This window comes from Arthrobacter sp. 9AX, from assembly GCF_902506095.1.
Classification (GTDB): Bacteria; Actinomycetota; Actinomycetes; order Actinomycetales; family Micrococcaceae; genus Arthrobacter.
Map to the genome: position 1 here is coordinate 1,907,929 of NZ_LR733293.1, position 21,341 is coordinate 1,929,269.

At 66.0% G+C, this 21,341-nt stretch carries 21 protein-coding genes; 17 read left to right on the forward strand and 4 right to left on the reverse strand.

Annotated elements, in window-relative coordinates:
* Positions 1 to 2 precede the first annotated feature (2 nt).
* The 13 genes from ftsW to dnaE all read left to right on the forward strand — a co-directional run bounded on the left by ftsW (position 3) and on the right by dnaE (position 14,686).
* Complete coding sequence (gene ftsW, locus BACI348_RS08705) at positions 3 to 1,343, forward strand: putative lipid II flippase FtsW (RefSeq protein WP_159824962.1); 1,341 nt, start codon at positions 3 to 5, stop codon at positions 1,341 to 1,343.
* 6 nt (positions 1,344 to 1,349) lie between these two features.
* Positions 1,350 to 2,450, forward strand: a complete 1,101-nt coding sequence (gene murG, locus BACI348_RS08710) for an undecaprenyldiphospho-muramoylpentapeptide beta-N-acetylglucosaminyltransferase (protein ID WP_159824964.1) — start codon at positions 1,350 to 1,352, stop codon at positions 2,448 to 2,450.
* Positions 2,447 to 3,820 (forward strand): UDP-N-acetylmuramate--L-alanine ligase, encoded by a 1,374-nt coding sequence (murC, locus tag BACI348_RS08715; protein ID WP_159824966.1) that lies wholly within the window; start codon positions 2,447 to 2,449, stop codon positions 3,818 to 3,820. Before murG ends, murC begins: the two co-directional genes overlap by 4 nt.
* Entirely contained in the window at positions 3,813 to 4,766 is a 954-nt protein-coding gene (locus tag BACI348_RS08720; RefSeq protein ID WP_159824968.1) for a cell division protein FtsQ/DivIB, read from the forward strand. The genes murC and BACI348_RS08720 overlap by 8 nt, the downstream gene beginning before the upstream one ends.
* A 184-nt stretch (positions 4,767 to 4,950) precedes the next feature.
* Entirely contained in the window at positions 4,951 to 6,189 is a 1,239-nt protein-coding gene (gene ftsZ / locus BACI348_RS08725; protein ID WP_159824970.1) for a cell division protein FtsZ, read from the forward strand.
* An 8-nt stretch (positions 6,190 to 6,197) separates the two neighbouring features.
* Positions 6,198 to 6,887, forward strand: a complete 690-nt coding sequence (locus BACI348_RS08730; protein ID WP_159824972.1) for a purine nucleoside phosphorylase YfiH/LACC1 family protein — start codon at positions 6,198 to 6,200, stop codon at positions 6,885 to 6,887.
* Entirely contained in the window at positions 6,880 to 7,617 is a 738-nt protein-coding gene (locus BACI348_RS08735; RefSeq protein ID WP_159824974.1) for a YggS family pyridoxal phosphate-dependent enzyme, read from the forward strand. The genes BACI348_RS08730 and BACI348_RS08735 overlap by 8 nt, the downstream gene beginning before the upstream one ends.
* 89 nt (positions 7,618 to 7,706) lie before the next feature.
* The gene (locus tag BACI348_RS08740) at positions 7,707 to 8,237 is read left to right on the forward strand and encodes a cell division protein SepF (RefSeq protein WP_159824976.1); all 531 of its coding nucleotides are present in this window, start codon (positions 7,707 to 7,709) and stop codon (positions 8,235 to 8,237) included.
* Between the two features lie 122 nt (positions 8,238 to 8,359).
* Entirely contained in the window at positions 8,360 to 8,647 is a 288-nt protein-coding gene (locus BACI348_RS08745; protein WP_159824978.1) for a YggT family protein, read from the forward strand.
* A 176-nt stretch (positions 8,648 to 8,823) separates the two neighbouring features.
* A complete protein-coding gene (locus tag BACI348_RS08750; protein WP_159824980.1) occupies positions 8,824 to 9,513 on the forward strand; it encodes a DivIVA domain-containing protein in 690 nt (229 codons plus the stop codon).
* A gap of 91 nt (positions 9,514 to 9,604) precedes the next feature.
* Positions 9,605 to 10,174 (forward strand): signal peptidase II, encoded by a 570-nt coding sequence (gene lspA, locus BACI348_RS08755; RefSeq protein ID WP_159824982.1) that lies wholly within the window; start codon positions 9,605 to 9,607, stop codon positions 10,172 to 10,174.
* On the forward strand, positions 10,167 to 11,093 hold the full coding sequence (locus tag BACI348_RS08760) for an RluA family pseudouridine synthase (protein ID WP_159824984.1): 927 nt from the start codon (positions 10,167 to 10,169) through the stop codon (positions 11,091 to 11,093). Before lspA ends, BACI348_RS08760 begins: the two co-directional genes overlap by 8 nt.
* A gap of 35 nt (positions 11,094 to 11,128) precedes the next feature.
* Positions 11,129 to 14,686, forward strand: coding sequence for a DNA polymerase III subunit alpha (gene dnaE, locus BACI348_RS08765; RefSeq protein ID WP_159824986.1), 3,558 nt, complete (start codon positions 11,129 to 11,131; stop codon positions 14,684 to 14,686).
* A 60-nt stretch (positions 14,687 to 14,746) separates the two neighbouring features.
* Here dnaE and BACI348_RS08770 read toward each other — a convergent pair whose 3' ends face one another.
* Positions 14,747 to 15,247 carry a flavin reductase family protein gene (locus BACI348_RS08770; protein WP_159824988.1) on the reverse strand — a complete coding sequence of 167 codons (501 nt, stop codon included), beginning with the start codon at positions 15,245 to 15,247 and terminating at the stop codon, positions 14,747 to 14,749.
* Between the two features lie 130 nt (positions 15,248 to 15,377).
* On the opposite strand from BACI348_RS08770, the gene BACI348_RS08775 reads away from it, so the two are divergent.
* From BACI348_RS08775 to nrdR, 3 genes are all read left to right on the forward strand, one after another.
* Positions 15,378 to 15,914: a hypothetical protein gene (locus BACI348_RS08775; RefSeq protein WP_159824990.1), complete on the forward strand. Its 537-nt coding sequence runs from the start codon at positions 15,378 to 15,380 to the stop codon at positions 15,912 to 15,914.
* Between the two features lie 4 nt (positions 15,915 to 15,918).
* Positions 15,919 to 17,313, forward strand: a complete 1,395-nt coding sequence (gene hisD / locus BACI348_RS08780; RefSeq protein ID WP_159824992.1) for a histidinol dehydrogenase — start codon at positions 15,919 to 15,921, stop codon at positions 17,311 to 17,313.
* Positions 17,314 to 17,471: 158 nt separating this feature from the next.
* A complete protein-coding gene (nrdR, locus tag BACI348_RS08785; RefSeq protein WP_159824994.1) occupies positions 17,472 to 17,975 on the forward strand; it encodes a transcriptional regulator NrdR in 504 nt (167 codons plus the stop codon).
* A 138-nt stretch (positions 17,976 to 18,113) separates the two neighbouring features.
* On the opposite strand, the gene ppgK is transcribed toward nrdR, so the two are convergent.
* Together ppgK and map are read right to left on the reverse strand one after the other, a co-directional pair.
* Positions 18,114 to 18,917 (reverse strand): polyphosphate--glucose phosphotransferase, encoded by an 804-nt coding sequence (gene ppgK, locus BACI348_RS08790; RefSeq protein ID WP_159824996.1) that lies wholly within the window; start codon positions 18,915 to 18,917, stop codon positions 18,114 to 18,116.
* Between the two features lie 142 nt (positions 18,918 to 19,059).
* Positions 19,060 to 19,938, reverse strand: coding sequence for a type I methionyl aminopeptidase (gene map, locus BACI348_RS08795; RefSeq protein WP_159824998.1), 879 nt, complete (start codon positions 19,936 to 19,938; stop codon positions 19,060 to 19,062).
* Between the two features lie 121 nt (positions 19,939 to 20,059).
* Between map and BACI348_RS08800 the strand changes: the two genes are divergently transcribed.
* A complete protein-coding gene (locus tag BACI348_RS08800) occupies positions 20,060 to 20,224 on the forward strand; it encodes an SPOR domain-containing protein (protein WP_159825001.1) in 165 nt (54 codons plus the stop codon).
* A gap of 81 nt (positions 20,225 to 20,305) precedes the next feature.
* On the opposite strand, the gene panB is transcribed toward BACI348_RS08800, so the two are convergent.
* Positions 20,306 to 21,202, reverse strand: coding sequence for a 3-methyl-2-oxobutanoate hydroxymethyltransferase (gene panB / locus BACI348_RS08805; protein WP_159825003.1), 897 nt, complete (start codon positions 21,200 to 21,202; stop codon positions 20,306 to 20,308).
* Positions 21,203 to 21,341: the final 139 nt, after the last annotated feature.

The window sequence follows — 21,341 nt, forward strand, 5'->3', positions numbered from 1 at the left end:
CAATGGTCAGCACGCCCACCCGGCCTCAGCCACATCCACAGGCCGGCAAGCCGCGTTCCGGCTCCCAGGCGTCACCGGCGCAACCCCCGGTTTCCGTCCCCCTCCGCATCAAAGCCGCCTACCGGAAGTTCTGGTCGGCCCTGGAAGGCAACGGGACATCGCGGAACGGCTCCACGTACTACCTCATCCTGGGCTCCACCCTGGCGCTGACCGCGATCGGGATCATGATGGTGCTCTCCGCCTCCAGCGTGGAGTCCATCGCAGCCGGAAAGTCACCTTACGGTGACGCGTTGAAGCAGGGTATCTTCGCCGCGATCGGCATCTTCACCATGTTTGTGTTGTCCCGCGTCAACGTGGTGTGGCTCAAGCGGCTGGCATGGCTGGCGATCATCGCCGCCGTGGTCCTCCTGGGCCTGGTGCAGATCGTGGGCGCGGAGGTCAACGGCAACAAGAACTGGATCGACCTCGGTGGCATCACCTTCCAGCCGTCGGAAGCGTCCAAGCTGGCGCTGGCGCTCTGGATGGCCACCGTCCTGGCCAGGAAGGGCCGCCTCCTCAGCCGCTGGCAGCACGTCGCCATCCCGGCCGTCCCGATGGCCATCATCATCGTTGGCCTGGTCCTGGTGGGAAACGACCTCGGCACGGCCATGATCATCATGATGATTACGGCGGCCGCACTGTTCTTTGCCGGCGCTCCGCTCTACCTCTTCGGGATAGCAGGCCTGGTGGCAGCAGCCGGAACGGCCATCATGGCCGTCACCAGCTCGAACCGCATGTGCCGGATCACCTCCTGGTGGACGGGCGAGTCCTGCGCCGACGGCATCGACGCCAACTACCAGGCCACCAACGGCCTCTACGGGCTGGCGTCCGGAGGCTGGTTTGGCGTCGGGCTGGGGCAAAGCCGGCAAAAGTACAGCTGGATCCCCGAAGCCCACAACGACTTCATCTTCGCCATCATCGGCGAGGAACTCGGCCTGGTGGGCACCGTCGTCGTCCTTGTCCTTTTCGCCATCCTCGGCGCTGCCATTTACCGCGTGGTGGTGGCACAGGAAGACATGTTCCACCGCGTGCTGGCCGGCACCATCATGGTGTGGCTGCTCGGCCAGGCAACGGTGAACATGTCGGTGGTGACCGGACTGATGCCTGTGATTGGCGTGCCGCTGCCGTTCATCTCGTACGGTGGTTCAGCGCTGCTGATGTCGCTCTGCGCCATTGGAGTGGTGCTTTCCCTGGCCCGCGAGCAGATGGCCCCCGCCATCCGGCCCAAGCGGATGCTGAAATTCAAGGCCAAACCGGCACGTGCCACCGCCGCCACCAAAAAGACTGCAAGAAAGCGTGCCTGACTCCAGATGACCCCAAAAAATCCATCCATTGTCCTGGCAGGCGGCGGAACCGCCGGCCATATCAGCCCACTCCTCGCCATCGCTTCAGCCCTCCGCGCGGAAGCCCCCGGCGCCGCCATCCTCGCCGTCGGAACCCCGGCAGGCATGGAGACCCGGCTGGTCCCCGCCGCCGGGGTCGAGCTGGCCACGATCGACCGCGTTCCGTTCCCGCGGAAACCTTCCGGGGACCTGCTCCGCCTTCCCGCGCGCCTCGCCGGCGCGGTGCGGCAGGCCGGTGCCATCCTGGACAACGCGGCTGCCGACGTCCTGGTGGGTGTGGGCGGATATGTGTGCACCCCCATGTATCTTGCGGCACGGCAACGGCGCATTCCCATCGTGATCCATGAGGCCAACATCCGTCCCGGGCTGGCGAACAGGGTGGGCGCGATGTTCACCAAGCGCCTGGCGGTGGCTTTCGACAGCACTCCGCTGCCCGGAGCCGTGCACGTCGGCATGCCGATGCGCACCGAAATCTCGCAGCTTGACCGTGCAGCTTCCCGTGCATCCGCCCGGGAAGCTCTGGGGCTTGACCCCGACAAGCCAACATTGATCGTCACCGGCGGATCCTCCGGGGCGCAAAGCATCAACGGGACCGTCGCCGCCTCCCTCCGGCAACTGGCCGACGCCGGGATCCAGACCCTGCACATTACAGGCCGCGGCAAGTCCGTCCTGGATGACGCCGGCAGGCCACTGGCTGCCGACGGTTACCGACAGGTGGAATACATCGACGGCATGGAGCTCGCCTACGCGGCAGCGGACCTCCTGCTGGCCCGTTCCGGTGCCGCGACTGTTTGCGAGATTGCCGCGGTCGGCGTTCCGGCCGTCCTGGTGCCGCTGCCCATCGGCAACGGCGAACAGGCCCTGAATGCCGCCGGGCTCGTGGCCGCCGGCGGCGCAGTGCTGGTGGCGGACAGCGATTTCACGCCGGAGTGGGCAGGGCGGGAACTCATCCCGCTGGTCACCGACGAGTCCAGGCTTGCCACCATGGCCGCCAACTCCTACCGGCTTGGAATTCGAAACGCCGACCAGCGCATGGCTGGTCTTGTCCTGGAAGCGGTGTCCAAATGAGTCGTGGCATCCCCACCCTGGCATCGCTGGGCAAGGTGCACTTTGTTGGGATCGGCGGGGTGGGCATGTCGGCCGTCGCCCGGATCATGGTGGCCCGCGGCGTACCCGTCAGCGGCTCTGATGCCAAGGACCTGCCCGTCATGGCGGACCTCGCTGCCGCAGGTGCCCGCATCGCCGTTGGATACAACGCGGCCAATCTCGCTGATGCCCGGACAGTGGTGGCCGGCTCCGCGATCCGCGCCGACAACCCGGAGGTGGTGGCCGCCAGGGAGGCCGGACTGCCGGTGTTGCACCGCTCCGAGGCCCTCGCTGCCACCATGGGGGAGGACCTGGTGGTCACCGTGGCCGGAACGCACGGAAAATCCACCACCACGTCCATGGTGGCGGTTCTGCTGCAGGGTGCCGGCCTCGATCCTTCCTTCGCCATCGGCGCCAACGTCCCGGCCCTGGGCGTCAACGCCGCGCACGGAGCGTCCGGCATCTTCGTGGCGGAGGCGGACGAATCCGACGGTTCATTCCTGAACTACCGGCCGAACATCGCAGTGGTCACCAATGTGGAGCCGGACCACCTGGACTACTACGGCACCGCCGAGGCTGTCTACGAATCCTTCGACCGCTTCACCGCCTTGCTCCCTTCCGACGGCGTTCTGGTGGCCTGCGCGGACGATCCCGGTGCCCTGGCGCTGGCACGCCGTACGAGGGAACGCGGCAACACCCGCGTGCTCCTCTACGGCACCGGCGACGAAGCGGACCTGAAACTGCACGACGGCGGCACGGGTGACGTTGCCGTGTCCACGCCGTCCGGCCGGTACCGGCTGGAGCTGCAGGTGCCGGGCCGGCACAACGCCCTGAACGCCGCTGCCGCTTTTGCCGTGGCCCTGGAGCTGGGCGTGGAACCGGCCACAGCTGCAGGTGCCCTGGCGCGGTTTTCCGGCGCTGCCCGCCGCTTTGAGCTGAAGGGCCAGGAGCGCGGAGTGCGCGTATTCGATGATTACGCCCACCATCCCACCGAAGTCCGTGCTGCCCTCGCGGCTGCCCGCTCCGTTGCCGGGAACCACAAGGTGCACGTGCTGTTCCAGCCGCACCTGTTCTCGCGGACCCGGGAATTCGCCAAAGAATTCGCCGAAGCGCTCAACCTTGCCGACACGGCCTGGGTGCTGGACATCTATCCGGCGCGCGAGGACCCGATTCCCGGCGTGACCAGCCGGCTCATCGCTGACCACCTGGACGACGGCGGGCGGCTGGTTCCGGCTGCGGACGCCGTGGCGGCACTCGCCGCCGCCGCTGCCGAGGGTGACATCATCCTCACCGCAGGCGCCGGCGACGTCACGGCCTACGGGCCCCGGATCGTAGAGGCTCTGCGTGCCTAGTCCGCGCCGCCCCACCTACACGTCCACCGGCCGGCGGCCGGGGGGCGCCGGCACCCGGCCGGGGCACGACGGCCAGGATGCCGGCAGCAGCCATGATGTGATTTCGGCCTCCCGGGCTGTTCCGGAGCCTGCCCCGCAGCCGACCGGTAAGGCCAGGAAGGCCACTTTCGGCGGACGTGCGAAAGAAAAGCCCGCCGGGCCTTCCTCCGGTTCCGACAGTGCCGGGAATGTCCTGGCGTTTCCCGAACCCAAGGGGAAGCGCCGGAAGCGGAACGTCCTGGTGGTGGCTTTCACGGTGGTTGCCATCGTGGCCGGGCTGCTGGCGGCTGCCGTCTTTTCGCCGGCCCTTGCCGTGCGGACCATCACTGTGTCTGGAACGCACCTGCTGACGCCTGCCCAGGTGGAGGCCGCGCTGGAACCCCTGCGCGGCAGGCCGCTGCCGCAGGTGACCGACGAGGAAGTGGGGCGCCTTCTCGGCCCGCTCGTGCAGGTGAAGTCGGTGTCCGCGGAGGCGCGCCCGCCGTCGGGCCTGGCCGTTGCCGTCCGCGAACGCGTGCCGGTGGCGCTGGTCAAGCAGGGGGAGCAGTACCAGCTGGTTGACGTGGAGGGCGTCCAGCTGGCAGCCACGGATGATCCGGCGTCGGTATCGCTGCCCGTCATCGACGGCGGGGCAGGTACCATCGGTAAGGATCTTTTCCGGGCCACCGCCGAGGTGCTGGGCGCCTTGCCGGCGGATGTGCTGGCTAAGCTTTCCAATGCCTCGGCGCAGTCCGTGGACGCCGTGGAACTCAAACTGGTGGACGGCCAGAGCATCATTTGGGGCAACGCCGGTGAGAAGGAACTCAAAGCCAAGGTGCTGGCTGCGCTGCTGAAGGTTCCGGCTGACCCGAAGAATCCGGTCAGGGTGTACGACGTGAGCGTGCCCCGTCACCCGGTAACCCGCTGACACGCTTTATTACCGGTATTAATCCGACACGCGGAGCCGGTTATTGAATGTGTGATCCAGAGGAAATACCGTCACAGACATGAGTTACTTGACATAACTATAACCTTCAACTCGAAGGTTAAGGTTTCAGGCATTAAGCTCTTCATCAGATTTAGCAAAAAGACACGAACAAGGGACACGTAACGTGGCAGCTCCGCAGAATTACTTGGCCGTCATCAAAGTCGTCGGCATCGGCGGCGGTGGCGTGAACGCAGTCAACCGCATGATCGAGGTCGGCCTCCGAGGTGTTGAATTCATCGCCATCAACACCGACGCCCAGGCCCTGCTGATGAGCGACGCCGACGTCAAGCTTGACGTGGGACGCGAGCTGACCCGCGGCCTGGGGGCAGGTGCCAACCCCGAGGTGGGCAAGCAGGCTGCCGAGGACCACGCAGACGAGATCGAGGAAGTCCTGCGCGGCGCCGACATGGTATTCGTCACCGCCGGTGAAGGCGGCGGCACAGGCACCGGCGGCGCCCCCGTCGTCGCCCGCATCGCACGTTCCCTTGGTGCCCTGACCATCGGCGTGGTCACCCGTCCGTTCACCTTCGAAGGCCGCCGCCGTGCCGGATCCGCGGAAGCCGGCATCGACGCCCTGCGCGACGAGGTGGACACCCTGATCGTGATCCCCAACGACCGCCTGCTGTCCATCAGCGACCGCAACGTCTCCGTCCTGGATGCCTTCCGCTCCGCGGACCAAGTGCTGCTCTCCGGCGTCCAGGGCATCACCGACCTCATCACCACCCCCGGCCTGATCAACCTCGACTTCGCGGACGTCAAGTCCGTGATGCAGGGTGCAGGCTCGGCGCTGATGGGCATCGGCTCCGCCCGCGGCGAAGACCGCGCCGTTAAGGCCGCCGAACTCGCCATCGCCTCGCCGCTGCTGGAAGCCTCCATTGACGGTGCGCACGGCGTGCTGCTCTCCATCCAGGGCGGTTCGGACCTTGGCCTGTTCGAGATCAACGAAGCCGCGCGCCTGGTGCAGGAGGTGGCCCACCCGGAAGCGAATATCATTTTCGGTGCCGTCATCGACGACGCCCTGGGCGACGAAGCGCGAGTGACGGTGATCGCCGCAGGGTTCGACGACGTGAAGGCCACTTCGCCGTCCATGGACCAGTCCCAGCCGCAGTCCGCCCCGCAGCGCCCGGCCGCACCGGCAGCCGTCCCCGCGCCCGCCCAGGCTCCGTCCGCCGGCGCCCACCAGGCCAACGTCCAGCCCATCCACGCCGGAGTCGGTGCCGCAGGGCTCAGCAACTGGGGCCAGCAGCGGCCCTCCGCTGTCCCCGCCGACTCAGGCTTCGACGTGGACCTTCCCTCCGTGGTGGAGCCGGACCTCACCGGCAGCCACTCGGATGACCTGGATGTCCCCGACTTCCTGAAGTAGGCCCCGGCTTGTTCCACTGGCGTGCCCAAATCCGGCCTGGCGTATCGGTCGCCTTCACTGACGCCAACGCAGGAAACCTGGCACTGCACGTGGGCGACGATCCCGGCGAGGTAGGGCGGCGCCGCGGTGAGCTGGAACGTACCATCGGCGCCACCCCGCAGGGGCTGAGGTTCATGAACCAGGTCCACGGCACCGCCGTGGCGGTGATGGACGTGGGCAGCCCCGTCCCGGAAGCGGACGCCATGGTTTCGCGTGGTGTCCCGCTTGCCGTGATGGTGGCGGACTGCATCCCTGTAGTTCTCGCGGGGGAGTCGCCGGACGGGCCCGTCCTCGCGGCTGTCCACGCAGGCCGCCCCGGGCTGGCGGCCGGGGTTATTCCCGCAGCTTTGGGCAGCATGGCGGACCTCGGCGCCGCAGGAATCCGTGCCTGGGTGGGTCCCTCCATCTGTGGCAAATGCTATGAGGTGCCCGCCGGGCTGCAGGACGAGGTGGCTGCCGTCGTTCCGGCCACCCGGACCACAACCTCCTGGGGCACTCCCGGACTGGACCTGCCGGCAGGCGCCCGTAGCCAGCTGGAACAGGCTGGCGTCAGCGTGGAGTACAGCGGGCCCTGCACCCTGGAAACGCCCTCGCTCTTCTCCTATCGGCGGAACAAGGACACAGGGCGCTTCGCCGGCTTGGTCTGGTGCCATGACTGAGGCCCCCGACGCCCGCTCCCTGGAACTCGCACACCGCCTGGCCGCCGTCCAGCAGCGGATTGCCACGGCGGCGGGTGCGGCCGGACGTGAAGGAAGCCTGCCCGTTCTGATTGTGGTCACAAAGTTCCACCCGGCGGAAGACATCAGGCGGCTCGCTGTGCTGGGTGTGACCGATGTCGGCGAGAACCGCGACCAGGAGGCCTCCGCAAAGGCACGCGAGCTGGCGGACTGTGGCCTGACCTGGCACTTCGTGGGCCAGCTGCAAAGCAAAAAGGCCAAATCGGTGCTGCGGTACGCTGCCGCGGTGCATTCCGTTGACCGCCCGCAGCTCGTGGATGCGCTGGCCAAGGCCGCGCAGGCCGAGCGCGACATGACAGGGCGGGCGCCTCTGGACTGCTTCATCCAGGTCAACCTTGATGACCGGGCAGGCGACGCCGGAGCACACCGGGGCGGGGCCGTCCCGGACGACGTCCTTCCGCTGGCCGAAAGGATTGCCACCGCCGCCGGCCTGGAGCTGGCTGGAGTGATGGCAGTGGCACCGCTGGGTACCCGGCCGGAAGCTGCTTTCGAAAGACTCGCCCGGGTCTCGGCCCGGCTCGTGGCCGAGCATCCCGGAGGAACAGCCATCTCGGCAGGCATGAGCCAGGACCTGGAGGCGGCCATCGCACACGGGGCGACACACCTGCGAATCGGCTCCGATATTCTCGGATCGCGTCCCGCCGTGGGGTAGCGTCGGTGCTATTGGAAGTGATGGGCGGGGGACTCCAGTGCTGTCAAGTCATTGGGCGGCCCGCTTACGGACACGATTAGGAGTCGACCATGGCCGGCGCTCTGCGCAAGACAATGATCTATCTTGGGCTCGCCGACGGCGATGAGCATTACGAGTCCGAGCAACACACCACACGTAAGGATGAGGACGAAACGATGGAAGCTGAACGCGAGGAACGCCGTGCACCTGCACCCGTCCGCGAGGTCAGCCGCGAATCGTCCTACACCCCCGAAGAGGAATACCGCGCCCCAGTGACCCCGATTAAGCGCGCGGCCTCGAGCCGCGAGGAAGCCACCGGCCTCCGCCAGATCACCACTATCCACCCCCGTTCCTACAATGATGCCAAGCTCATCGGCGAAAGCTTCCGTGACGGCATCCCGGTCATCATGAACGTGACGGACATGGGTGAGGCCGATGCCAAGCGCCTCGTGGACTTCTCTGCCGGCCTGGTTTTCGGTCTCCGCGGAAGCATTGAGCGGGTGACCAACAAGGTCTTCCTGCTCTCGCCGTCGTACGTTGAGGTCATCGGCGACGACAAGAAGGCCAGTGATACGCAGGCCAGCTTCTTTAACCAAAGCTGAGCACCACGCTGCAGCAGATGCCAGGCAGGGACACACCTGCCTGGCATCTGTGCTGAAATAGACAAGACACATCAGCAGGACACCGCGGTATCCACCAAGGACATGGAGATATGAAGTAAGTCATGGGAATTGTTTTCGGGCTTGTCTATCTCGCGCTTTTGCTGTTTTTTGTCGCACTGATCATTCGCCTGGTTTTCGACTGGGTCCAGATGTTTGCCCAGGAATGGCGCCCGCGGGGTGCAGCCCTGGTGGTGGCACACGCCGTGTACTCGATCACCGATCCGCCGCTGAACGGACTGCGGCGGCTGATTCCGCCGCTGCGCCTGGGCGGCATCTCCCTGGACCTGGGCTTCCTGGTTCTGTTCATCGGAGTCAGCATTGCCATGGGGATCACCAGGAGCCTCGCCTGATTGACGAATAGACCAGCAACGCAGGGATGGACCCCGCCGGGATCCACGCATGCGATGCAAAGAAAAACTCTGGTTTGACACTGCAGTGTTGAATTAGAGGAACAAGACCAAATGTAGGTACCGTAGTTTTGACGGCCGGAAGGCCTACTGACTAACCAGACCAGTGAGGTGACCAGATGGCTTTGACGCCAGAAGACGTTGTCAACAAGCGCTTTCAGCCGACCAAGTTCCGCGAAGGCTACGACCAGGACGAAGTTGATGACTTCCTGGACGAGATCGTCGTTGAACTCCGCCGCCTGAACCAGGAAAACGACGAACTCCGCAAGAAGCTCGCCGAAGCCGGTTCAAGCGTTCCGGCCAGCACTGTTGCCGCACCTGTGGTGGAAAAGGTCCCCGCGCCCGTCAAGTCCGACAAGGACGAAGCCCGCGAAAAGGCCGAAGCAGAAGCCAAGGCTGCCGAAGAGCGGAAGAAGAAGGAAGTCCAGCAGGCGGCCCCGGCCGCTGCCGTTCCGGCTGCCGCCGCCCCGGCCGCTGCCACTCCGTCAGCCGAGTCGGCTGCAGGCCTGCTGGCCATGGCACAGCAGATGCACGACCGCCACGTCGCGGACGGACAGGCGCAGAAGGACAAGATCATCGCCGAGGCGCAGATCGAAGCCAGCAGCCTGGTCAACGACGCTCAAGAGAAGTCCCGCAAGATCCTGGGCGCGCTGGAGCAGCAGCGTTCGGTGCTCGAGCGCAAGGTGGAGCAGCTGCGCGGCTTCGAGCGCGACTACCGCTCACGCCTGAAGGCCTACATCGAAGGTCAGCTGCGGGACCTCGACGCCCGCGGTTCAGTGGCTACGCCGGAAGTCAGCGAAGCCAACTAGTCTGTCAAGCACGTATTCTGAAAGCCGGTGGCTGAGGATTCCTCGGCCACCGGCTTTTGGCATTGACACCGGTTTTACGAATGAAAGCACCATGACTGACGAACTTGCCGCCGACGCCGCACGCCCTGTCCCGCCTACGCCACGCCCACGCCGCGGCGTGCTGCTGTCCCTTTTTGCCGGGTTCGCAGTCTTTGCCTATGTCTTGGACCAACTGACGAAGCTCTGGGTTACTTCCACCATGGTGGAAGGGGAGCGGATTCCCGTCCTGCCGCCCGTCCTGCACTGGTACTTCATCCGGAACTCGGGTGCCGCGTTCTCCATCGGGGAAAACGTCACCTGGGTGTTTTCCATCATCATGGCCGCTGTGGCCATCGCCATCCTGTTCCAGGTGCGCAAACTGGGCTCCCGCTGGTGGTCCCTGGCCCTGGGCCTGCTGCTGGGCGGTGCCCTGGGCAACCTGACGGACCGGCTCTTCCGTGAACCGTCATTCGGGATGGGGCACGTGGTGGACTTCATCCAGCTGCCCAACTTCGCGATCTTCAACATCGCCGACTCGGCGGTGGTGTCCGCCGTCGCGATTATCTGCATCCTGACACTGCGGGGCATCTCCATGGACGGAACCCGGCTGGCCGCCCACAAGGAAAAGTCCGGCGATGCTTGAGCGCCTCGTCGTCGCAGAACAGTTCGCCGGGGCCCGCGCTGACGCCGGTGTGGCCGCGATCCTGGGGATCTCACGCTCCCTGGCGGCGACCCTGATTGCCGAGGGCCATATCCTCAGCAAAGGTAAAACGTTGGGCAAATCGGCCAGGCTGGTGGCCGGAGATGTCCTCCAGGTGAGCCTGCCGGAACGGCGTGACCCCCTGGAAGTCGTGGAGGAAGTTGTGGAAGGCCTGAAGATCCTGCTGGACGATGACGACTTCGTCGTCGTGGACAAACCCGTGGGCGTTGCTGCCCATCCGTCTCCGGGTTGGGTAGGGCCCACGGTGGTGGGTGGCCTCGCCGGGGCCGGATACCGGATTTCCACGTCCGGCTCGCCGGAACGGGCCGGCATTGTCCACAGGCTCGACGTCGGCACATCCGGAGCGATGGTGGTGGCCAAGTCCGAGCGTGCCTACACCGCCCTGAAGCGGGCCTTCAAGGAACGTACCGTGGACAAGGTCTACCACGCCGTGGTGCAGGGCCTGCCCGATCCTCTGGTGGGCACCATCGACGCCCCCATCGGCCGGCACCCCGGCCACGACTGGCGGTTCGCTGTCATCGAGGACGGCCGTCCGTCCGTGACGCACTATGAGGTGGTGGAGGCCTTCGGCAAGGCAAGCCTGGTGGAAGTGCACCTGGAGACCGGCCGCACCCACCAGATCAGGGTGCACTTCTCGGCTCTGCGCCACCCCTGCGCCGGCGACCTCACCTACGGTGCCGATCCGCGGCTCGCCGCCACGCTCGGCCTGACCCGGCAGTGGCTGCACGCCCGGGAACTCGGCTTTGAACACCCTGTCACGGGGGAGCCGGTCCGGGTTGTGAGCGACTACCCCCAGGACCTGGCGTTTGCCCTGGAAGTGCTGGAGTCAGGGCGGGCCTGACCGGCCACCAGCGGGCCAGCGCTTAGAATAGTCCGGTGACTTCCAGCAATGACTCGTTTGTCCATCTCCACAACCACACCGAGTATTCAATGCTGGACGGTGCTGCCAGGCTTGGCGAGCTGTTCGACGAAACCGAGCGGCTGGGGATGCCCGCCCTGGCCACCACCGACCACGGCTACCTCTTCGGCGCCTTCGACTTCTGGAAGCGGGCCACGGACAAGGGCATCAAGCCGATCATCGGCGTCGAAGCCTATGTGACCCCCGGTACGGCGCGCGGCGACAAGAGCCGCGTGCGCTGGGGCGAGGAACACCAGCGCAAGGACGACATCTCCGGCGGTGGTTCCTACACCCACATGACGCTGCTCAGCTACAACAACGCGGGCATGCGGAACCTGTTCCGGGCATCCTCCATCGCCTCACTGGATGCCGTATTCGGCAAATGGCCCCGGCTGGACCGGGAACTCCTGAACACCTACTCCGAGGGCCTCATCGCCACCACGGGCTGCCCGTCCGGGGAGGTCCAGACCCGCCTGCGGCTGGGCCAGTACCGGGAGGCCCTGGAGGCAGCCTCGGAGTTCCGCGACATCTTCGGCGCAGAGAACTACTTCTGCGAACTCATGGACCACGGGCTGGACATCGAGCGGCGCGTCACCGGGGACCTGCTGCGGCTCGCCAAGGACCTGAACCTGCCCCTCGTCGCCACCAACGACCTCCACTACACGCACGAGCACGACGCCAAAGCCCACGAGGCGCTGCTGGCCATCCAGTCCGGCTCCACCCTCCTGGAACCCACCTACGACAACGGCGGCTCCCGCTTCGCCTTCTCCGGCAGCGGCTACTACCTGAAGTCCCCGCAGGAAATGCGCGAGCTGTTCCGGGACCACCCGGACGCCTGCGACAACACGCTCCTGATCGCTGAGCGCTGTGAGGTCTCCTTCAACACCGGCGCCAACTACATGCCGCGGTTCCCCTGCCCGCCGGGGGAGGACGAGACTTCGTGGCTGGTGAAGGAAGTGGCCGCGGGGCTCGAGTACCGGTACCCCGGCGGCGTTCCGGACGAAGTGCGCGCGCAGGCCGACTATGAACTCGGCGTTATCACCTCCATGGGGTTCCCCGGCTACTTCCTGGTGGTGGCGGACTTCATCAACTGGGCCAAGAACAACGGCATCCGCGTGGGTCCCGGCCGTGGCTCCGGCGCCGGCTCGATGGTGGCCTACGCCATGCGCATTACCGACCTCGACCCCCTGCGGCACGGGCTCATCTTCGAACGGTTCCTGAACCCGGACCGCGTGTCCATGCCCGACTTCGACGTCGACTTCGATGACCGGCGCCGCTCCGAAGTCATCGACTACGTGACGCGCAAGTACGGTGACGAACGCGTGGCAATGATCGTCACGTACGGCACCATCAAGACCAAGCAGGCGCTCAAGGACTCCTCGCGCGTGCTCGGCTACCCGTTCAGCATGGGCGAGACCCTTACCAAGGCCTTGCCCCCGGCCGTGATGGCCAAGGACATCCCGCTGGCGGACATCCAGAACCCGGAGGCCAAGCGGTACGGCGAAGCCGGTGACTTCCGCCAGCTGATCAGCACGGATCCGGAAGCTGCCAAGGTCTTCGAGACTGCGCTGGGCATCGAGGGGCTGAAGCGGCAGTGGGGCGTCCACGCGGCCGGCGTGATTATGTCCTCGGACCCGATTATCGACGTGATTCCCATCATGCGCCGGATCCAGGACGGCCAGGTGATCACGCAGTTCGATTACCCCACCTGTGAAGGCCTTGGCCTGATCAAGATGGACTTCCTGGGACTGCGGAACCTGACGATCATTTCCGACGCCCTGGAAAACATCAAGATGAACCGCGGGATCGACCTGGACCTGGAGAGCCTGGAACTCGACGACGCACCGTCCTACGAACTGCTGGCCCGCGGCGACACTTTGGGGGTCTTCCAGCTCGACGGCGGCCCCATGCGTTCCCTGCTCAAGCTGATGAAGCCTGACAACTTCGAAGACATCTCCGCCGTCCTGGCCCTGTACCGGCCGGGCCCCATGGGCGCCAACGCGCACACCGACTACGCGCTGCGGAAAAACGGGATCCAGGAAGTCATCCCCATCCACCCCGAACTGAAGGAACCGCTGGCCGAAATCCTCGGCGGTACCTATGGCCTGATCGTGTACCAGGAGCAGGTGATGGCCGTGGCGCAGAAGCTGGCCGGCTACTCGCTGGGCCAGGCAGACATCCTCCGCCGCGCCATGGGCAAAAAGAAGAAATCTGAGCTGGACAAGCAGTTCGCCGGCTTTTCCCAGGGCATGCAGGACAACGGGTACTCCATGGAGGCCGTCAAGACCCTCTGGGACATCCTGCTGCCCTTCTCGGACTACGCCTTCAACAAGGCCCACTCTGCCGCCTACGGCGTGATCTCCTACTGGACCGCGTACCTCAAGGCGCATTACGCCCCGGAATATATGGCGGCGCTGCTCACCTCCGTGGGTGACGACAAGGACAAGTCCGCCATCTACCTGAATGAGTGCCGGCGCATGGGCATCACGGTGCTCCCGCCGGACGTTAATGAGTCCGCCCTGAACTTCACCCCCGTGGGCAACGACATCCGCTTCGGCATGGGCGCCATCCGCAACGTCGGCGTTAACGTGGTGGAGGCCATGGTGGCCGCGCGCGAGAGCGAGGGCGCCTTCACATCGTTCAAGGACTACCTGATGAAGGTCCCGGCCGTGGTGTGCAACAAGCGCACCATCGAATCGCTGATCAAGTCCGGCGCCTTCGACTCGCTGGGACATCACCGCAGGGCCCTGGCGATGATCCACGAAGAGGCCATCGACTCGGTCATCACGCTCAAACGGAATGAAGCGATCGGGCAGTTCGACCTCTTTGCCGGGTTCGAGGAAGCCGAATCCGAGTCGTCGCTGAGCATCGATATCCCGGACCTGCCCGAGTGGGAGAAGAAGGACAAGCTGTCCTTCGAACGGGACATGTTGGGACTGTACGTCTCCGACCACCCGCTGCAGGGCCTCGAGGGGCTGCTGGCCCAGCACGCGGAGCTGAGCATTACCACCGTCCTGGGTGAAGACGGCCCGCAGGACGGCGCCATCATCACTATTGCCGGCATGATCACCTCCCTGAGCAGGCGGATCGCCAAGGCCAGCGGCAACGCCTACGCCCGGGCAGAGGTGGAGGACCTGGGCGGTTCCATGGAGGTGATGTTCTTCGGGCAGGTCTACGGCCCCATCGCCTCGGTGCTCGCCGAAGACCTGATCGTGGTGATCAAGGGCCGGCTGCAGAAGCGCGACGATGGCGCCATCACGCTCAACTGCATGGAACTTTCCGTTCCTGACCTGAGCGAAGGGCTGAACGGGCCGCTGGTGATCACCATGCCCACCCACAAAGCCACCGAGGCTGTTGTCACCGAACTCGGGGACGTGCTGCGCACGCACCGCGGCAACTCGGAAGTCCGCCTGCACCTGCAGGGCGACACGCGAACCGAAATCATGGGCCTGCCCGTCCACCTTCGGGTTAACCCGAGCCCCTCGCTGTTTGGTGACCTGAAGGTCCTGCTGGGCCCGGCCTGCCTGGACGCCTGACCCGCGCGGGGACGACGACGGCGGGCAAGTGCCGGCGTCGTCCTCCGCTGTGGGGGAAGCCTAGATTTCGTAGTCCAGCGGCACGGGCTGGCCGTAGGCACCGCCGTGGTACAGCAGCGGGGAACCCTCGCCGCCCACCTGGCCGTCCACCACCTGGACCACCACCACGGCGTTGTTCTCGAACGAGAGGCGCATCTGCACCTCGCCGATCAGCCAGCCGGCCACGTCCTTCAGCACCGGAACGCCGTGTGGCCCCACTTCCCAGTGGTCGCCCTCAAAGCGGTCGGTGCCGCTAGCAAAACGATCGGCCAGTGCCTGGTTCTCCAGCCCGAGCATATGGACTCCGATATACGTGGTGTTGGCCACAGCAGGCCAGGAGCGCGAGCTGCGGGCCATGTTAAAGGTGAAGCGCGGCGGCTTGGCCGACAACGACGCCACAGATGTGGCGGTGAACCCGAACGGCCGGTCCTGGTAATTGACCGTGATGATGGCAACGCCGGCGGCGTGGCGCCGGAACATCTCCTTGAACGTCCGTTCGAAGGGTGCCTCATGTTCGGTCACTGGAACTCCTGGTGGTGGGGTGGCGGATGCTCTTTCGTCAACTCTATGGGGCCGCCGGGCAGGCGGGGAATCTCTTGAAGCCCCACGTCCGGGAGTTAAGCCCGCCGGAACAACTGTTAAGGTTTGTTGCATGACACAACGGACCGGACGCTCACGTCCGCGCCTGCCCTGGCCACTGCTCGTGCTGCCGGCGGTGGCCGGCGTGCCGGCCGGGATTCTCTGGTGGCTGCTGGCACCGGGGGGACTCAACCTGATCACCCGGGACCCCGCCTTTGGCGACGGCGCCCACCCGCAGGTCTGGCTGCCGAGGGACCTCACCCTGGCCGGGCTCATGGTCTTCGCGGGGTGCCTCCTGGCAGTGTTCCTGGCGGACAAAAAGCGCGCGGAACCGCAGGCAGGCCTGGTGCTGGGCCTTATCGGCGGCCTGTGCGGCTCGGTGGTGGCCTGGCAGGTGGGGGTGTTGTCGGCCGGGCTTTTTGGCCCCGCTGTTGATGCCACCGCCAACGCCAGCATCGCGTTCTCCCTGCGCGCCCTGCCCGTGCTGCTGCTGTGGCCGGCTGCCACCGCGGCATCAGTGTTTGTGCTTGAGCTGATGCACCTCCTGGGCAGCAAGGAAGACGCCGGCGCGGACGGGGCGCGGCACGCTGCGGTGGGGACCGTAAAATAGTGCGGTGACCATTTCTTCGGAGTTTCCCGCCACCCCTGCCGCCGCCGTGAGCTTCCGCACCGTTGACCTCCGGGGCCGGAACCTGACCCTTGCGGGGCTTCGGGCTGCCGTGCCGAGGGCCCAGGGCCAGACTGTGGCCGACGCCGAAGAAAAGGTCCTCGATATCATGTCCGCAGTCCGGCAGCGGGGCTTCGGTGCCCTGGCCGAGCTGGCTCTCCGCTTCGATGGAGTGGAGCAGGACCACCCCCTGGTTCCACGGGAGGCTCTCGCGGCTTCCCTGGAGCAGCTGGACCCGGATGTCCGGCGGGCGCTGGAGGAATCCATCAGCCGGGCCCGCCGCTTTGCCGACGGACAGCGGCCCCGCAACATTGACGTCCAGCTTGGCGACGGCGCCCTGGTCAGCCAGAACTGGGTGCCGGTTGCCCGCGTGGGACTCTACGTACCCGGCGGGCTGGCCGTCTACCCGTCCTCGGTGATCATGAACGTGGTCCCGGCCCTGGCCGCCGGTGTGGAGTCGATCGCTTTGGCCTCGCCGCCCCAGAAGGAGTTCGGCGGCCTCCCGCACCCCACCATCCTTGCCGCCGCGGCACTGCTGGGCATCACCGAGGTATACGCCATCGGCGGCGCCCAGGCGATCGCCGCCTTCGCTTACGGGGTGCCCGCCACGGAAGCCGGACCCGCCTTGGAGCCGGTGGACGTGGTGACGGGTCCGGGCAACATCTTTGTGGCCACCGCCAAGCGCCTGGTTAAGGGCGTGGTGGGCATCGACTCCGAGGCAGGGACCACGGAGATTGCCATCCTGGCTGACTCCTCTGCCCAGCCCCCGCTGGTGGCCGCCGACCTCATCAGCCAGGCGGAGCACGACCCCAAGGCAGCATCGGTGCTGATTACCGATTCGGAGGATCTCGCTGCCGCGGTCCGTGCAGAGCTGGACCTGCAGGCCGCCGCCACCAAGCACTCCGCCCGCGTCCGCGAAGCCCTCTCCGGCCCGCAGTCAGGCGTTGTCCTGGTGGATAACCTGGAGCAGGGCATCGCGGCGTGCGACGCGTACGCCGCCGAGCACCTGGAGATCATGACCCGCGACGCCGCCATGGTGGCCGCGAGGATCAGGAACGCCGGTGCCATCTTTGTTGGCGACTACAGCCCGGTGAGCCTGGGGGACTACTGTGCGGGGTCCAACCACGTGCTGCCCACCAGCGGTACTGCTGCCTTTTCGTCCGGGCTGAACGTCACCACTTTCCTGCGTGCCATCCAGGTGGTGAACTACAGCCGTGAGGCGCTGGCTGAGGTCAGCGGACACATCGTCAGCCTCTCCGGAGCCGAAGATCTGCCAGCGCACGGGGAGGCTGTGACGGCGCGGTTTTCCGGCTGGCGTACCGACGGTTCTCCCGGCATCTAGTACCCGCCACCACAACATGTAGTAGTTACAAGCTTGTGATTACCCTGAGCCGGGACTTAGAATTGAAGACGCCGCAGGGCACGCGTGTGCCCCCTGGCTGCTACTGACACTCAACACAGCCGGCACCGAAACTGCCGCTGAGCGAAAGAAGGGACGCCATGTACTGTCCGTTCTGCCGCAACCCCGACTCCCGGGTGGTGGACAGCCGCATGGCGGACGATGGCTCGGCCATCCGCCGCCGCCGCCAGTGCCCTGAGTGCGGGCGCCGGTTCACTACGGTGGAAACCACCAGCCTGTCCGTGATTAAGCGGTCAGGCGTGGGGGAGCCCTTCAGCCGCAGCAAGGTGATCAACGGCGTCCGCAAGGCCTGCCAGGGACGGCCGGTCAGCGAGGACGACCTCGCCCTGCTGGCACAGGAAGTCGAAGAGCAGATCCGGTCCTCCGGTGCCGCCGAAATCGACGCCCATGAAGTGGGGCTCGTCATTCTCGGGCCGCTGCAAAAGCTGGACAAGGTGGCCTACCTCCGGTTCGCCAGCGTGTACCAGGCCTTCGAATCACTCGAGGATTTCGAGACGGCCATCGCCCTGCTCCGCCAGGAAGCCGAAGAGGACGCCAACGGCGCCGTGAAGGACGTCAAATCCTCCGAGAAGAGCCCGTTGTAACAACGCGCCCACTGTAATCTCCGGTGGTGGCAGTGGAGGGGAAGCCGCAGCCACCACCGGCACCAACCTCTTCAATGCCCAGGCATGTGCTGTGGGACGTATGCCCCCGCCCCGAAAGGCGGGGGCATACGTCTGCCTCTACTTGGCGAGCTTGTGCTGCAGTGCTATTTCGATCGCGGCCCCCACGATGCCTGCTTCGTTGCGCAGGACCGCCGGGACGATGGGGGTGCGGAGCTTGAGGTTGGGCAGGTATTCGTCCGCGCGCTTGGAGATGCCGCCGCCCACAATGAACAGTTCGGGGGAGAACAGGAACTCGACGTGGGAGAAGTAGCGCTGCAGGAGGATGCTGTATTCCTCCCAGGAGAGGCCGTCGCGTTCCCGGGCTACGGCGGAGGCCTTGGTTTCGGCGTCGTGGCCGTCAATCTCCAGGTGGCCCAGTTCGGCGTTCGGCACCAGTTTGCCGTCGAAGATGAAGGCAGAGCCGATGCCGGTGCCCAGCGTAATGACCAGGACCGTGCCGGCGACGCCCTCGCCGGCTCCATAGCGCGCCTCGGCGAGACCGGCGGCGTCGGCGTCATTGATGACCTCCACGGGACGGCCGAGGCGCTCGGTCAGGAGGGCATCGATGTCCGTGTTGAGCCAGCTCTTGTCCACGTTGGCGGCAGAGTGGACCACACCGTGCTGGATGATGCCGGGAAAGGTCACGCCCACGGGGGAGCCGGCGGCAGGCGCCTCCGGACGGGCCGAGAGCTCGGAGACCACCAGGGCCACCGCCTCGGCAACGGCCTCAGGTGTGGCGGGCTGCGGGGTAGGCACGCGGAACCGTTCCCCCAGGAGCTTGCCCTTTTTCAGGTCGACAATGCCGCCCTTGATTCCCGTACCTCCGATGTCGATGCCGATCAGCGGGGCGTTTTTCTGAGACTTCTCGTCCTTCTTGGCCAATGGGTTTCCGTTCGTGGCAGGGGCGGGCAGGGAAGGGGCGGCGGGCAGCCGGCCCGGGTGTTGCTAAGTCAATGGTGGCTGCTTCTTCGGCAGCGGTGGGTTTTGTTCAGTCGGCGTGGGCACCGGTTGCCTGGGCGGCAGGTCAGGGCAGGGTGAGGATTTCTGCGCCGGTTTCCGTGACCAGCAGGGTGTGCTCGAACTGGGCCGTGCGCTTGCGGTCCCGGGTGACCACAGTCCAGTCATCGGCCCACATGTCCCACTCCACGGTTCCGAGCGTGAGCATGGGTTCGATGGTGAAGACCATGCCGGCTTCGATGACCGTGTTGTAGGCGGGGGCAGCGTCGTAATGCGGGATGATCAGCCCGGTATGGAAGGCTTCGCCAACGCCGTGGCCGGTGAAATCCCGGACCACGCCATAGCCGAAGCGCTTGGCGTAGGACTGGATGGCGCGGCCGATCACGTTGATTTCGCGGCCGGGAGCTACGGCCTTGATGGCACGGTTCAGGGATTCCCGGGTCCGTTCCACCAGCAGGCGCGATTCCTCGTCAACGTCCCCCACCAGGAAGGTGTAGTTGGTGTCGCCGTGGACGCCGCCGATGTACGCCGTGATGTCGATGTTGATGATGTCGCCGTCCTCGACCACGGTGGTGTCCGGGATCCCGTGGCAGATGACTTCGTTCACCGATGAGCACAGGGACTTGGGGAACCCCCGGTACCCGAGGGTGGATGGGTAGGCGTGGTGGTCAAGAAGGAATTCGTGGCCCACCTTGTCCAGCTGGTCGGTGGTGACGCCTGGCTCGATGTGTTTACCCACCTCGACGATGGCCTGCGCTGCGATTTTGGCGGCTACGCGGATCTTCTCGATGGTTTCGGCGGACTTGACCTCGGAGCCGGTGAACTTGGCAGGTGCGGGTTTGCCCACATACTCCGGGCGGGGGATGGACGCCGGTACTGGACGCTGCGGGCTCACGGTGCCCGGGGTGAGGGTGCCGATGGGTGCAGTCGAGGCAAGGGAAGGCATAGATTGATCATATAAGGCACCACAGAAGGCCTAACAACCGGGAGCCGCGTCCTGGCCGCGTAAGAATGTAAGTTACGCGCGTCACTCCGCAGCTTCCTGCCGGCGGAACGGGGAAACAGCGATGACTGAGTACTGGTACAACATCAACACCCACGAGGTGGAGGAGGACCGGCTGTCGGACTGGAGCCAGCTGATTGGCCCCTACAAGACCAGGGAAGAGGCCGAGCACGCGCTGGAGAAGGTCCGCGCGCGCAATGAGGCCTGGGAAAAGAACGACGACGACTGATGGCTGTGCCGGGCGGGCCGGCCGGGTGCCGGCCTCCGCGGTCCGTGTCCGGCAGGTGCCTGGTGAGAGCCGGGTGCCTGGTTAGAAGGTGTGTTCCGGGCCGGGGAACTGGCCCGACCGGACGTCCTCGCCGTAGGCTGCGGCGGCGTCAAGCAGGGTGCTGCGGAGGTTGGCGTACTGCTTGACGAATTTCGCCATCCTGCCGCCGCGCAGGCCCGCCATATCCTGCCACACGAGCACCTGGCCGGTGGTCTCCTTTCCGGCGCCGATGCCCACCGTGGGAACCTTCACCGCTGCGTCGACGGCAGCTGCCGTCTCCGCTGGAACCATTTCCATCAGCACACTGAACGCACCCGCGTCAGCCAGCGCGACGGCGTCGTCAATCAAACGCTGTGCATCATCGCCGCGGCCCTGCACGCGGTACCCGCCCAAGGCGTGCTCACTCTGCGGCGTGAAGCCAATGTGGGCCATCACCGGGATCCCGGCCTGCACCATGGCGCGGACGGTGGGGGCGTAGTACTTCCCGCCCTCGATCTTGACGGCGTGCGCCAGGCCTTCCTTCAGGAACCTCACACCGGCGGCAACCGCCTGCTCGGGCGAGACTTCGTAGCTGCCGAACGGCAGGTCGGCCACCACCAGGGCGCGTTTTGCCGAGCGTGCCACGGCCCTGCAGAGCGGAAGGAGTTCGTCCACGGTAACCGGAAGGCTGGTCTCGTTGCCGAAGACATTGTTGGAGGCCGAGTCTCCCACGAGGAGCACCTCGATGCCGGCTGTGTCGAAGATCTCGGCCGTGTACTGCTCGTAGGCGGTCAGCATCGCGAACTTCCTGCCCTCGTCCTTGGCCTGCTGGAGGTGGTGGACGCGGACCTTCGCCGGCTTCCGGGCGGAGGCGGCGGGGACGTCCTGACCGGGTCCGGTGCCGTAGGGGGCGGGGACGTCGGCGGGCAGGCTGGAGTCGGAGCTGTTGCTTGAGGCCATGGCATGAGCGTAGTGCCGTACCCGCAGTCGTAGCTACCGGCGGCGTGGCACTGCCGGGTGATTCGCGTCATATGGCAGGCATGATGGTGGTCCTGCGCCGGTCCTGCGGCCGGTGCCTCCTGCATCCCTGCCGGGTTAA